Genomic DNA, 14136 nt, shown 5'->3' with positions numbered 1-14136 from the left:
CGGGGCCGCCCTTCGGGGCGGCCTTTTTTTTTATCGCACGGTGCGCGGGTCGGCGCGCCATTCCTGCAGCGCGTCCTGGATCATGCGCTCCGGCGCGCCGGTCTTGACCAGCTGCGCCAGGCGGCGGTCGAACTCCTTGTAGTAGCGCATGCAGGGGCTCTTGCTGTAGAAGGCGATATGGTTTTCGGAGTCGTTGACCGGCGGCTGCAGCGCGGTGAACTGCTCCTGCTGCCGGTGCGCCTCCAGGTAGGCGATGCCGTTGTAGTAGCCGGTGATCAGGTAATCAATGCGGCCGACGGCCAGCTTCTTGAAATTCGATTCCAGGCTGCTGCTGGTTTCGATGCGCAGCTTCTGCTGCAGGAAGGTGTCGAACGGCTCGCCGAAGCGGGTGCCGCTGGCGATGCCGCCGGTGTGGCCCTGCAAGTCGTCCCAGCCGGCGTAGCGGAAGCTGTGGTTGCGCGGGACGAACACCGACACCGGGTTGGAAAACGCCGGCACGGTGGTGAAGGTCAGGAAGGCGTCGCGTTCGGGCGTGCGCTTCAGCGTCGCCACGACGTCGATCTGGCCGCGCTGCGCGTTGGCCATCAGGCGCGGGAAGGGGCCGACATAGCGCAGCTCGACCGGCACGCCCATGTCGGCGAAGATCTTCCGCGCCAGCTGCACGCTGGCGCCGCGCAGGGCGGTGCCGTCGTACCAGTGCAGCGGCGGATAGTCCGGGCCCGCACCCAGCACGACCTTGGGGCATGCGGCCGGCGGCTCGGCCGCGCGCAGCGGGCCGGCCAGGGCGAGGCCAGCCGCCAGGCAAAGCCGGAGGTAGAGGTTTGTCTTCATCTGTCTTTTGAGTGTAGCATGCGCCATCGGCCGATCTGGTTAGACTAGCTTCATGGGAGCGTACAAGCATGCTGAAAAAAATGGGCGGGACTCTGCTGGCCGCGGCCATCGCGGGCAATGTGGGCGCGGCGGCCGGTGGGGCCGGAATCGCGCCGATGACCTTGCAGGATTACCTGGCCCTGAACGGCCCGGCGCCCAGCCGGCACGTGGCCTACGGCGCGGCGCCGTCGCAGTTCGCCGAACTGTTCCAGCCGGCCGGCGACGGCCCGTTCCCGGTCGCGGTGATCATCCACGGCGGTTGCTGGACCAGGGAATTCGGCGGCATCACGCAGATGCGCAACATGGCGGGCGACCTGGCCGGGCAGGGCATCGCGGTATGGAACGTCGAATACCGTCGTTACGATGAGGCGGGCGGCGGCTATCCGGGCATGTACCACGACGTGGCGGCGGCCATGGACCGCCTGCGCGTACTGGCGCCCGAGCACCAGCTGGATTTGTCGCGCATCGTGCTGGTCGGGCACTCGGCCGGCGGCCACCTGGCGCAATGGGCCGGTGCGCGCGCGCGGCTGCCGCGCAGCAGCCCCCTGTTCGTCGCCGATCCGCTGCCGGTGCCGACGGTGATCAGCCTGGGCGGCCTGGCCGACCTGCGCAACGAAGCGGCGCTGATCAAAAGCAGCTGCGACCGCGACACCGCGCAACTGGCGGGCGTGGCCAGCGCCGAGCGTCCCGACGTCTATGCCGACACCTCGCCGGCCGAGATGCTGCCGTCGGGCGTGCGCACGGTGCTGATCCATGGCGAGCTGGACACGATCTCGCCGTTGCGCGCGGGCCGGGACTACGCGCGCCGCGCGCAGGCCGCCGGCGACGCCGCCGAAGTCATCGTCCTGCCGGGCGGCAGCCACTACGACGAAGTCGCCGCCACCTCGCCCTCGTGGAGCATCGTCTCGGCCCAGATCCGCAAGGCGCTGGGCCTCTGAACTCCGGGGTCAGGTCTAAAACCTGGACACGAGCTCTGCCGCTAGCAGTTGAGTCCGTGTCCAGGTTTTGGACCTGACCCCGGAGTTGGGTATTTGATGGCGTTGAGGCGCATTTTTTCCAGCGCGGCGGCGTGCAGGTCGACGCCGTGCTTGTCGGCCAGCTGCACCAGGTAGAGCAGCACGTCGGCCAGCTCGTGGCGGATGCCGGTCCGGCTTGCGTCGCTGAGCTCGGACTCGGCGCCGGTCGGCAGCCATTGGTAGTGCTCGGCCAGTTCGGCCACTTCCACCGAGAGCGCCATCGCCAGGTTCTTCGGCGTGTGGAACTGCTCCCAGTCGCGGTCACGGGCAAACCGGCGCGTCAGGTCGCGCAGTTCGGTCAGGCTGTCGGGGCGGGTAGAGGTCGTCATGGCCGCTATGGTAGCACCGCTGATTCTGCGTTTCATCCCCCTTTTTCGACCGTTTGTCGCATCGGCCGGGCGCCGGCCGGGGCCGCTGACTATAGTGGCGACACTATAACTTCCAACAGGACACCCCATCATGCGCCGTTCCGCCCTCGCCCTCGCCGCCATCACCGCTTTCGCCACCCTGGCCGGCTGCGCCATCATCGTCGTGCCGGACGACGCCAACGGCAACGTGCAGTTCAAGTCGGCCTTCGGCGGCAATGCCGTGCAGGGCAACGGCCAGACCGCCGTGGAGCGCCGTGAGATCGGCAGCCTGGACGGCATCGACATCAACGGCCCGATGCAGGTCGAGGTGCGGGTCGGCGCGGCGCCGTCGCTGCAGGTCGAGGGCGACAGCAACCTGCTGCCGCTGCTGCGCACCGACGCCAGCGGCGGCACGCTGCGCGTGTGGGTCGAAGGCAGCATCAGCACCCACAATCCGCTGCGCGTGACCTACACCACGCCGCAGCTGCGCCAGATCAATTCCAATGGTTCAGGACGCCTGACCGTCAGCGGCTTGAACGGCGGCCCGCTGAACGTGTCGCAGAACGGTTCGCGCTCGCTGCAGCTGGCCGGCAACGTCAGCCGCCTCGACGCCCGCCTGAACGGTTCCGGCAGCCTGTCGGCCGCCGGCCTCGAGAGCGGCACCACCGTGGCCAGCCTGAACGGTTCCGGACGGCTGGACCTGGGCCGCGTCAACGGCGACACCCTGAGCCTGGAGTTGCACGGCTCCGGCGGCGTCAACGCCAGCGGCAATGTGCGCAGCATGAACGTGCGCCTGCACGGTTCCGGCAGCGCCGACCTGGCCGGCCTGACCAGCCAGAGCGCGGAACTGAGCGCCAACGGCTCCGGCAGCATCTCGGCCGCCGTCACCCAGTCGCTGGTGGCCGACGCCAACGGCTCCGGCCGCGTGACCGTCTACGGCAACCCGGCGCAACGCAATATCAGCGGCAAGCGCGTGACCGTGCTGCAGTAAGCGCCGCCGCGATCAGCGCACCCTGAAGAAGGCCATCGAGCTTTGCAGCTGCTCGGCCTGGCCGCTCATCTCTTCGGCGGTCGCGGCCAGCTGCTCGGAGCTGGAGGCGTTCATCTGCGTGGTCTGGCTGAGCTGGCTCATGGCCGAGTTGATCTGCCCGGCACCGGCCGACTGCTCTTCCGACGCCGCCGTGATTTCCTGCACCAGGTCCGAGGTGCGCTTGATATTCGGCAGCATGGTGTCGAGCAGCGCACCGGCCTTTTCGGCCAGGTTGACGCTGCCCGACGCCACCTGTTCGATTTCCTGCGCCGCCACCTGGCTGCGTTCGGCCAGCTTGCGCACCTCGGCCGCCACCACCGCGAAGCCCTTGCCATGCTCGCCGGCGCGCGCCGCTTCGATCGCCGCGTTCAGCGCCAGCAGGTTGGTCTGATACGCGATGTCGTCGATGATACCGATCTTCTTGGCGATTTCGCGCATCGCCATCACCGTCGAGCGCACCGCTTCGCCGCCTTCGCCCGCCTCCTGCGCGGCCTTGCCGGCCATGCCGTCTGTGACCTTGGCGTTCTCCGTGTTCTGCGCGATCGAGGCCGACATCTGCTCGATGGCGGCGCTCGACTCCTCGGCCGCCGCGGCCTGCTCGCTGGCGCCTTGCGACAGCGACTGCGCAGTGGCGCTGACTTCGCCCGAGGCGCTGGCCAAGGCCTCGGCGCCGTCATTGACTTCGCCGACCACGCGCGACAGGTTGCCGACCATGGTGTTCATCGCCGCCAGCAGGCTGGTGGTGTCGCCCGGCTTGATCCGCACCTGAACGGTGAGGTCGCCGTTGGCCACGCGGTTGACGATGTCGGCGGCGTAATCCGGTTCACCGCCCAGCTGGCGCAGCAGCGCGCGCGTGATGACGGCGCTGATCGCCGCCACCGCCAGCAGCGTGCAGACCGCGATGATGATGGAATTGCGGGCGGCCTTTTTCTTCAGTGCCGCCGCCGCGTCGGCGCCTTGCTTGCCCAGTTCGACGTTGTAGTCGAAGTGCTGGTCCATCAGCGCCTGCATCACCTGGATTTCGGCGCGCGCCTGTTCCAGCAGCACGCGCGCCTTGTCGTTGCGGTTGGCGCGGGATTCGACCAGCACCGCCTCGATCTGCGGTTGTACCTTGACCCACGATTCCTTTTCCTTGTTCAGGATGGCCTTGTCCTTGTCGTCGGCCAGCAGCGCCTCGTATTTTTTCAGGCTGTCGTCGACCAGCTTGCGCATGTCGACGATGGAGCTGTCGATCTCGCCCAGCTTCTTCTCGTCGGTGTTGAGCACGTGCTGGTTGACGCGGATGCGCATGCGCAGGAAGCTGTCGCGCAGCTTGTCCAGCACCACCAGGCTGGGCACCGTGTTGATGGTGGAGTAGTTGGCCGAATCGTAGACTTCTTCCATCTGGTATTGACTCAGGCCCGCCAACAGCACGATGCCCGCCAGCGCGGCGCCGGCCAACGCCAGCATTTTTTGTGTGACGCTCAGTTTCATTGCATGCTCCCCAGTCAAAGGTGCTGTCATGTGGCTTAAACGACGGCTGCCACTGCCGTGCTGCTGCTTTGTAAGCGTTCGATCAGCGCCGCCAGCGGCATCGGCCGCGCGTACAGGTAGCCCTGCATGCAGGCGCAGTCGTTGGCGATCAGGAAGTCGGCCTGGGCTTGGGTCTCCACGCCCTCGGCCACTACGCGCAGGCCCAGGTGGCCGGCCATCGCCAGGATGGATTGCACCAGCGCCGTGCTGTTGGCGTCTTCCGGCGTGTCCATGATGAAGCTGCGGTCTATCTTCAATTCGTACAGCGGCATCTTCTTCAGGTAGGCCAGGCTGGAATAGCCGGTGCCGAAATCGTCGATCGAGAAGCGCAGTCCCAGCGCCGCCAGCTGGTGCATGCGGGCGATGGTGTCCTCCATCTTGTCGATCAGCAGGCCTTCGGTCACTTCCAGCACCAGCATGGCGGCCGGCGCGCCGGTCTCGCTCAAGGTGCGCTGCACCTGCGCGACGAAATCGGCCTGGCGGAACTGGGTCGGGCTGACGTTGACCGAGAGCGGCATCGCCAGCCCGGCCGCGTCCAGCCGCAGCACCGCCACGCAGGCCTGGCGCAGGGCCCACGCGCCCAGTTCGACGATCAGCCCCGATTCCTCGGCCACCGGGATGAAGACATTGGGCGGCACCATGCCGCCGCCCGCCTGCGGCCAGCGCATCAGCAGTTCGCCGCCGACCGCGCGGCCGCCGCGGTCGACCTGCGCCTGCACGTGCATCTGCAGCTCGCCGGCGGCCAGCGCGGCGGCCAGGTCGCGTTCCATGGTCAGGCGCCGTTCGACTTCGGCCTGCATCGCGGTCTCGAAGAAGGCGATGCCGTTGCGGCCGTCCGACTTGGCGCGGTACATCGCGGTGTCGGCTTCGCGCAGCAAATCCTGCGCGGTCTGGCCGGTCTTCGGCAGCATGGTCACGCCGATGCTGGCGGTGGAGTTGTAGCTCTGGCCTTCGATCTCGAAATCCTGGCCGATGGCGCGGCGGATCTTTTCCGCCACCGTCGACGCGGCGTGGGTCGCGCCTTGCAGCTCGTGCGACAGATGCCCCAGCAGCACGACGAATTCGTCGCCGCCGATGCGGGCCACGGTGTCGGCCTTGCGCATCAACTGGCTGAGGCGGTCGGCGGCGTTGCACAGCAGGGCGTCGCCGATGGCGTGGCCGCGCGCGTCGTTGATGGTCTTGAAGCGATCGAGGTCGATGAACATCACCGCGCTGTAGGTGGCGCCACGCTCGGAGCTGGCCAGCAGCTTGTCGATGCGGTCCATCAGCAGGCGGCGGTTGGGCAGGCCGGTCAGCACGTCGAAGAAGGCCAGGCGGTGGATGTCGTCCTGCGATTTCTTGCGCTCCGTGATGTCGCGCTCGACCGCCACCCAGTGCGTGTTGACGCCGCCCTCGTCGGCGAACGGCACCAGCTCCGTCTCCACCCAGTACGGTTCGCCGGCCTTGGTGTAGTTGAGCAGCTCGGCGCGCACGGTCTCGCTGCGCGCCATCGCCCGCTCGATGTGGTCGACCACCGCCTGTTCGGTGTCCGGCCCGCGCAGCATGCGCAGGTTCTGGCCGAGCACTTCCTGGCGACGGTAGCCGGTGCGGCGCTCGAACGCTTCGTTGACGAAGATGATGTGCTGCGCTTCCTGCGGCGATCCGGCGCCCCGGTCCACCTGCGCGATCAGCACCATGTCGTTCAGGCGCGACACGGCGGCCGAGGTCAGGCGCAGTTCGGCGTTGAGGGTCGACAGTTCTTCCTGCCGCAGTTCGAGCTTGTCGGCGGTGTCGCGCAGCCGGTCGAGCGAGCGCTCCAGATGCTGCAGCAGCACCGCGCACGACAGCGTCAGCACCGCCGTCATGAACATGAAGTTGAGCGAGATGATGGCGGCCTTGAGGAAGCCGTAGTCCGGCATGCCTTCGATGTGCAGCCTGGAGTTTTCCTCGAAGCCCAGCACCATCACCACCAGCCCGGCCAGGGCCAGCGTCCACAGCGCCGGGCGCAGCCCGAGCAGCAGCGCGGCCAGCACCGGGATCGCCATCAGGTAGATCTGGCTGACCGGCCCGACCTTGAGCAGCAGGGCGATGCCGACCATGAAGGCGATCGCCAGGAAGTTGGCCACGCGGGCCGTGTAGGAGAGGCGGCGCCAGCGCCAGATGAGGCCCAGCCAGGCCAGCGCCAGGGTGTCGACGATGACGATCGACCACATGCCTTCGCTGGCCGCCAGCAAGACGCTGGGGATGGCCGTGGCCAGCCCGAGCAGGAACACGACCAGCAGCAGCTTCGCAAAGATCTGCGCGCGCCAGTGCGCTATGTCGTTTGCCACTGCCACTATGGAGGCCTCCGGAGTGCGTTGCGGTGCTTCAATTCGTTATGAATCTGATAGTAACCGCAATCGCATCCGGTGTCACCGGGGCAAGTAGTTCAGGAATTAATCACCGGCGCGCACGTTGCCGATGCCGGCCACCGATTTGTTGATGGTCTTCGGATGGCCGTAGTAGGTCAGGCCGCCGATGCCCTTGGCGACCGCGTTCAGCAGGTCGGTGGCATGGACGCTGACATTGCCCACGCCTTCGAAGTTGACGTCGACCCGTTCGGCCACCAGCGCCTTGGCGTCGACCTCGCCCACGCCCTTGGCGTTCAGGCGCAGGTACTTGATCTTGCCGTTGGCGACCAGGTGGCCGGCGCCGAGGTAGCTGATGTCGAGGCGGTCGCTGTTGACCTTGTTGATCACGGTTTCGCCGGCGCCCTCCACCTTGACCCGGCTCAGCGACGGCAGGGTGATGGTGATGTGCGGATCGCTCTTGCTGGACTTGAAGCTCTTGTCCGGCATGGTGATCTGCAGTTCGTTGTCGATCACTTCGGTGCGCAGCGCGGCGACGAATCTGTCGTCGCCGCTGACCGTCACCGACTGCGCCTTGCCCACTTCCACGGTCATCAGGAACGCGCCCTTGGCGTTGACGGCGATGAACGAGGGCAGCTGGCGCACCGATTCGGCGGCCGGCGCGGCGGCGCTGACGGCGAACAGGGCGGGGATCAGGACGGCAACAACGGAACGGCGCATGATAATTCCTTGGTAAGTTAACAATTGTGACAACGTTAATTTTACTGAACTTAGGCGCATGCGCCGACAAGTTTGCGACGAACTGCAAAAAACCGTGCTTGTGTTGCGTGGCGGCTACGCCCGCAGCCGCGCGAACAAGCGTTCGATGCAGATTTCCTGGATCAGCACCTCGCCCTGGTTGGCCTTGATCAAGCGCGGCGCCAGCGCCGACCCGCCCGCGCCCAGCGGCGACTCGGTCATGTCGGCGGCGTCGAACTGCTGCACCGAATGCAGGTCGTCGACCAGCAGGCCGATGGTGCTGTCGCCCAGGCGCACCAGCATCACCTGGCTGTTTCCGCTCACCACGCCCGGCTGGCCGGTGGCCAGCAGCGCCAGGTCGAACACCCAGACGAAATGCTGCTTGCCGCCGGCCAGTGGCACGTCCAGCATGCCGATGCGGGCCGGGTTGTTGCCGGCCGCTTTTTGCACCTTGGCGAACGGCACCGCCTCCTGGATCCGCGCCGCGCGCAGCGCCATCAGCGTGCGGCCGGCGTAGAAGATGGCGAAGTCGGGGCCGGTGTCGCCGCTGCGCTCGATGCGCACGGCGGGCTGGGCCTGCCGCAGGCCCTCGCGCACCGGGCCGAACGATTGCAGCAGCACCGCCAGCACCGGCTCCTCGACGCCGTCGGCGGCGCGGAACTCGCGGTAGCCGGCCGCGCGCGTGCAGGCGGCGATCACGTACTGGCCGCCATGCTGCAGGATGCGCGCCACGCTGGCCTGGGCGCCGGTCCCGGCCGCCGCCAGCAGGCCGGGGTCCAGCGCCAGCTGGCTGCCCGGCGCGCAGGCGGCGTCGGTGCTGGCCAGCACGCGGCCGGACGGCGTGACGAAACAGGCTTGCATGCTGGGCCGCGCCGCCACGCCGCTGAGCAGCATGTTGAGCAGCTCGGGCCGCGCGTCGAAGACGATGCCGATGCCGCCGATCACGGTCGCGCCTTGCTCGGGATGGCGGATCGCCGCGTGGTAGATGAAGGTCGCTTCGCCGCCGTACAGCGGGGACGGCGCGAACGGTTCCGGGTAGTGGTCCAGCTCGCTGCGCAGCGCGCACACGCGGCCCAGCGTCTCGGCGGCGATGCTGCCGCCGACCGCGTCCTGGCCGCCGGTGCTGGCGATGATGCGGCCGCCGCGGTCGTAGACGAACAGGCGCGCGTACACGGTGTACAGGCTGTTGATGTAGGAGAGCACCTCGCCGATGGCGGCGGCCTGCGCGGCCGAGGGCTGGGCCAGGCCGCGCCGCAGTTGCGCGCTCAGGGCCCACCAGCGGCAGTCGTTGGCGCGCTCGTACAGGTTGCGGTCCAGCATGTCGACCAGCAGCTGCGAGGTCAGCTCGGCCTCGCTGATGCTGGAGGTCAGCACGGTCTGGTACAGGTCCTGGATCGAGTGCGAGAACAGCGCGTCGCTGCGCTCGCCGGTTTCGGTGATCTGGTCGAGCACGGTGTTCAGCTTGTTGACGCCGCCGCTGTGGCTGCCATCGGCGGCGGCCGGGGCGTTGGCGGCGCTGGTGACCTTGCCGTTCCAGACGATGCGCTCGATGGTGCGGGTGGTGCGGGTCACTGAGCTCATCAGCTCGTGCAGTTGCGGGCTGAACGCTTCGGCGTGCGACAACAGGCCCTGCATCAGCCGCGGCTCGGCGCCGGCCAGCGTGGCCGAGCCGGCGCCGTGGCCGCGGAAGGCCAGGTCGACCGGGATCATCAGCTGGCCCTTCCAGCCGGCCGGGCCGGGATAGCCCTGGTAGCCGCCGGAGCTGAAGGTGCGCACCAGGTATTCGCGGCCGCCGAACATCAGCAGCCGCGGGGCGCCGTCGGCGTTGGTCGGCACGTGCACGCCGGCCGGTATCCACAGCGGATCGGCGCTGCTGATGACGCGGTCCTGGGCGTCGAGCAGCAGCATGTTGGCGCGCTGCGACGGATCGCGGTAGGCGCGGAAGATGGCGTCCATCTCCTGCTCGAAGTTGAAGCACAGGCACAGCACGCCGGCCGGCTCGCCGGTCGCCGGATGCAGCATGCGGTGCGAATAGACCAGCGCGCGCGACTTGCCGGGCCGCAGGTCGGTGGCGCGGAAGGTTTCGACATAGCCGCCGGCCTCCAGCGTCTTCTGCAGCAGCGGATCGGCGCTGCGCGCCACCGGCGCCGACGGATCGGCCTGCACCAGCACGCGGCCGTCCAGGTCCAGCAGCAGGATCTCGTCGTAGACGGTGTACTTGTCGCGGTAGTCGGACAGGCGCCGGCGCGCGGCGTCGCCATCGCCGTCGAGGCCGGCGACAAAGCGGCACAGGTCGGCGTCGGTGGCGAGGAAGCCGACATCGGCGGTACGCTCGAACAGGTTGCGCACCAGGATGTCGATCGCGTAGCGCGCCTGGGTGCCGAGGTTGGCCAGCACGTGGCGCAGCTTTTCCTGCACCAGGTTGGACACCAGCGCCTGTTCCAGGTGCGCGAAACCGGTGCGGGTGGCCACCATCGCCGGCAACAGCAGGCGCGCTTCGGTGGGGCAATTCATCTTCGCGGACGACTCGATCAGTCGCCACATCTGATTCAGTTCCCGCAGTGATTGTTCACAGCGGGCGACGTCGGGCATATGGGGTAGGAATATGTCCGAGCTGGCTTCATGATGGGTGGTCATTGGCATTCAGTGGTCACAAAAAGAATATTCTTAAAGCAATAAATGTGCCATGGAAATATTTCGTGCCCATAAAAAACGCCATCCGCATGGGGATGGCGTGTTCGGGGGTGTTGCCGGCCTTATTTGTTGCTCAGGCACTCCTTCATGAAGGCCTTGCGGTCGTCGCCTTTCTTGCCGGTGGCGTCCGCATTACATTTTTTCATCTTGTCCTGCTGGGTCAACTTCGGCGCCGCCGCCGGCTTGGCGCTCAGGCATTCCTTCATGAAGGCCTTGCGCTCATCGCCTTTCTTGCCGGTGGCATCGGCATTACAGGTTTTCATCTTGCTTTGCTGGGCGGTCGGCTCGGCGGCAAACACCGCGCCACTCAGGGAAAGGATCAGGCTGGCAACGAACAGTTTTTTCATTTTCATTTCCTTGAAAGTTGAAGGCATGCTGACTATACGTGAGTTGTCCGCCGCCAGCTACTGTCCGCGATATTGATTGACAGCATGTTGCGGCGACGCCAGACTGGCCGCTGATTGTGTGGACAGCCTCGCGGCCTGATGAACGATGATAGCTAAAGCTTTCCTTGCCGCCGGCGCGCTGCGCCTGGGCGCCGTCGCCTGCCTGCTGGCGCTGGCCGGTCCGGCGCTGGCCGCGCCGACCTCCGAGCTGCGCTTCCGCAAGCTGGTGGCGCCGGGCGCCGACGACAAGACCATCGCCGCGCTGCTGCAGGACCGTCAATCGTTCATCTGGGTCGGCGCGCTGAACGGCGGCCTGTACCGCTACGACGGCTACCGCGCCGTCAAGTACGCCTACGATCCGGACAACCCGCGCAGCCTGCCCAGCGACCGCGTCTCCATCGTCTACGAGGACCAGCGCGGCCGGATCTGGATCGGCACCTACGACGGCCTGGCGCGCTTCGACCCGGCCACCAACGATTTCACCCGCTTCAACATCGGCACCCTGGTCGGCGTGCCGCGCCTGGTGCGCAACATCATCTCCGACGGCAAGGACGGCCTGTGGCTGGGCACCTGGGCCGGCATCCAGCACTTCGATCCCGACACCGGCAAGTTCACCCAGTACCTGCACAAGGATGGCGATCCCGACAGCCCGGCCAGCAGCGGTGCCGATTCGATGGCGCTCGACGCGCGCGGCGGCCTGTGGTTTGAAACCTGGCCGCGCGGGCTCGACTACCTGCCGCCCGGCGCCAAGGCCTTCCAGCACTTCCGCGTCGACAGCGAGGCGGCGCCGGACGAGCAGTCCAACGCCGTGCACGCGCTGCGCATGGACAGCGCGCAGCGGCTGTGGATAGGCACCGGCAACGGCGTCTACCGCTGGACCGACGGCAGCGACTGGGGCACGCGGGTGCGGGTCGAATCGCCGGACAGCCGGGTCAGCAACTTCTTCGAGGACAAGGAGGGCACGATGTGGGCCGGCACCTGGACCGCCGGCCTGCTGCGCTGGCGCGCCGGCAGCGACCGGCTGGTGCAGTTCACCACCCGGGGCGGCGATCCGCACAGCCTGCACATACCGGGCGTGGCGGCGGTGATGCGCGACCGCGCCGATACGCTGTGGGTCGGCACCTTCAATGCCGGCATCAGCGTGTCCAATCTCGGCAGCCAGGGCTTTGCGCGCTTTGTGCTGCCGCTGGAGAATACCCCCGATCCGCAACCCAACGTCACCACGCAGGCGATCGCGCCGGCCGGCGGCGGCCGCATCTGGATGGGCGGGCTGAACGGCTTGTCGCTCAGCGACATCGCCAGCGGCACCATGCTGCGCAACTTCCGCATGCAGGCGGGCAAGCCGGGCGCGCTGGCGTCGGACCGCATCAACCACCTGTACCAGCAGCCCGGCGGGCCGCTGTGGGTCAGCACCAGCGCCGGGCTGGCGCGGCTGGACAGTCCCGACGGGCCGTTCAAGGTGATCCATTTCGGCAGCGGCGCGGCCGACCTGGTGGCGGTGGTCGCGCCCGGCAGCGACGGCATGCTGTGGATAGGCACGGACGCCAGCGCCATCCACTACGATCCGCGCACCGGCAAGCGCCGCGTCTACGCCGTCGACAAGGCGAATCCGGACGGGCGGCGCATCATCGGCGCTTCGGTCATGCTGGAGGACCGGCAGGGACGGGTCTGGATGGCGTCGCAATGGCGGCGCGGACTGGAAATGCTGGACCTGCGCAGCGGCCGCTTCCAGTTCTTCGAGCGCGGCGACGGCGCGGCCGGGGCGCTGTCGGACGACGCCGTCTCCAGCCTGCACGAGGATGGTCAGGGGCGGCTCTGGGCCGGCACCGCCAAGGGGCTGGACCAGATCGTCACCGCGGCGGACGGCGGCATCCGCTTCGTGCCGCAGTCGGCGCGCAGCGGCAGCGGGCGCGTGTTCGCGATCCGCAGCGAAGCGGGCGGCCGCTTATGGCTGAGCACCGAGGAGTCGTTGATCCGCTACGATCCGGCCAGCGGCAAGGCGGACCGCTACACGGCGGTCGACGGCCTGATCGACAATTTCAAGGTGGGCGCGGCGTTTACCGCCGACGACGGCACGCTGTATTTCGCCGGCGCGCCGGGCGTGACCATCGTGCGGCCGGCGCTGGTCAGCGTCGCCTCGGTGGCGCCGGTGGCGGCGATCACCGACATCAGCGTTTTCAACCGCTCGCTGGCGGCCGGCCTGCCGGAGGGCGTGCGGCTCGACGGTCCGCTCACCGCGCCGCGCGGCGTGCAGCTGCCGCCGGGCCAGTCGGTGCTGTCGATCGAATTCGCCGCGCTGCACTTCACCAGTCCGGGCCAGAACCGCTACGCCTACATGCTGGAAGGTTTCGACCGCGACTGGGTGCAGGCCGACGCGGCGCACCGCATCGCCACCTACACCAACCTGGCGCCGGGCAGCTACACCTTCCGCGTCAAGGCCAGCAACGACCGCGGCGTCTGGAGCGGGCAGGCGGCCAGCCTGGCGGTGACGGTGCGGCCGGCCTTCTGGCAGACCTGGTGGTTCCGGGGGATGGCGGCCGTCGCGCTGCTGCTGGCGCTGGCCGGCGCCTACTGGGTCCGCGTCGGCGCGCTCAAGCGCATCCAGCGCAGGCTGGCGGGGCTGGTGGCCGAGCGCACCGGCGAACTGGAGCACAGCAACCGCCAGCTGGCCGAGAGCAACGCCAGGCTGGCGCTGTTGTCCAACACCGACGGCCTGACCGGCGTGACCAACCGGCGCGGCTTCGACACGGCGCTGGAGGCGGCCTGGGCGCGCGCCATGCGCAGCGGCGAACCGCTGGCGCTGGCGATCGTCGACGTCGACCACTTCAAGCTGTACAACGATACCTACGGCCACCAGGACGGCGACCGCTGCCTGCAGGCGGTGGCGGCCGCGCTGGCGGCGCAATGCCGCCGCCCGGACGACATGGCGGCGCGCTATGGCGGCGAGGAATTCGCGCTGCTGCTGCCGCTGAACGACGAAGCCGGCGCGCTGCGCCTGGCCGCCGACGCCTGCGCCGCCGTGGCCGCGCTGCGCATGCCGCACGCGGCGTCGTCGCACGGCATCGTCACGGTCAGCATCGGCATCGCCTTCATGACGCCGATACCGGGGCAAGCGGCCGAGCTGCTGCTGCGGCGCGCCGACCAGGCGCTGTACGACGCCAAGCGCAGCGGCCGCAACCGCGTCAACACCGCCGCCGAGTGCCTCGACTAACACCG

The 14136-nt window shown here is 68.2% G+C and carries 10 protein-coding genes; 3 read left to right on the top strand and 7 right to left on the bottom strand.

The genetic code is table 11. The features are described from left to right. Positions 1-30: 30 nt before the first annotated feature. The gene (locus ACEN9F_RS16040) at positions 31-831 is read right to left on the bottom strand and encodes a substrate-binding periplasmic protein (RefSeq protein ID WP_413421191.1); all 801 of its coding nucleotides are present in this window, start codon (positions 829-831) and stop codon (positions 31-33) included. 68 nt (positions 832-899) lie between these two features. On the opposite strand from ACEN9F_RS16040, the gene ACEN9F_RS16035 reads away from it, so the two are divergent. Beyond that, the gene (locus ACEN9F_RS16035; RefSeq protein WP_413421189.1) at positions 900-1808 is read left to right on the top strand and encodes an alpha/beta hydrolase; all 909 of its coding nucleotides are present in this window, start codon (positions 900-902) and stop codon (positions 1806-1808) included. 41 nt (positions 1809-1849) lie between these two features. Here ACEN9F_RS16035 and ACEN9F_RS16030 read toward each other — a convergent pair whose 3' ends face one another. After that, positions 1850-2215, bottom strand: a complete 366-nt coding sequence (locus ACEN9F_RS16030) for a nucleotide pyrophosphohydrolase (protein ID WP_413421187.1) — start codon at positions 2213-2215, stop codon at positions 1850-1852. A gap of 130 nt (positions 2216-2345) precedes the next feature. Here ACEN9F_RS16030 and ACEN9F_RS16025 point away from each other — a divergent pair, with 130 nt between their 5' ends. Further along, the gene (locus ACEN9F_RS16025; RefSeq protein ID WP_413421185.1) at positions 2346-3224 is read left to right on the top strand and encodes a head GIN domain-containing protein; all 879 of its coding nucleotides are present in this window, start codon (positions 2346-2348) and stop codon (positions 3222-3224) included. Between the two features lie 12 nt (positions 3225-3236). On the opposite strand, the gene ACEN9F_RS16020 is transcribed toward ACEN9F_RS16025, so the two are convergent. From ACEN9F_RS16020 to ACEN9F_RS16000, 5 genes are all read right to left on the bottom strand, one after another. After that, the gene (locus ACEN9F_RS16020) at positions 3237-4736 is read right to left on the bottom strand and encodes a methyl-accepting chemotaxis protein (protein ID WP_413421183.1); all 1500 of its coding nucleotides are present in this window, start codon (positions 4734-4736) and stop codon (positions 3237-3239) included. A gap of 35 nt (positions 4737-4771) precedes the next feature. After that, positions 4772-7084 (bottom strand): putative bifunctional diguanylate cyclase/phosphodiesterase, encoded by a 2313-nt coding sequence (locus ACEN9F_RS16015; RefSeq protein ID WP_413421181.1) that lies wholly within the window; start codon positions 7082-7084, stop codon positions 4772-4774. Positions 7085-7189: 105 nt separating this feature from the next. Next, positions 7190-7822, bottom strand: a complete 633-nt coding sequence (locus ACEN9F_RS16010) for a head GIN domain-containing protein (protein WP_413421179.1) — start codon at positions 7820-7822, stop codon at positions 7190-7192. A 114-nt stretch (positions 7823-7936) separates the two neighbouring features. Then, a complete protein-coding gene (locus ACEN9F_RS16005) occupies positions 7937-10384 on the bottom strand; it encodes a chemotaxis protein CheW (protein ID WP_413421177.1) in 2448 nt (815 codons plus the stop codon). 212 nt (positions 10385-10596) lie between these two features. Beyond that, a complete protein-coding gene (locus ACEN9F_RS16000) occupies positions 10597-10881 on the bottom strand; it encodes a PsiF family protein (RefSeq protein ID WP_413421175.1) in 285 nt (94 codons plus the stop codon). Positions 10882-11026: 145 nt separating this feature from the next. Here ACEN9F_RS16000 and ACEN9F_RS15995 point away from each other — a divergent pair, with 145 nt between their 5' ends. After that, positions 11027-14131 (top strand): diguanylate cyclase domain-containing protein, encoded by a 3105-nt coding sequence (locus ACEN9F_RS15995; protein WP_413421173.1) that lies wholly within the window; start codon positions 11027-11029, stop codon positions 14129-14131. Positions 14132-14136 lie beyond the last annotated feature (5 nt).

It is taken from the genome of Duganella sp. CT11-25 (genome assembly GCF_047302815.1).
Classification (GTDB): Bacteria; Pseudomonadota; Gammaproteobacteria; order Burkholderiales; family Burkholderiaceae_D; genus Rugamonas.
Note: the sequence above shows the minus strand (reverse complement) of the source record. Positions and strands in the feature narration are given on the sequence as shown.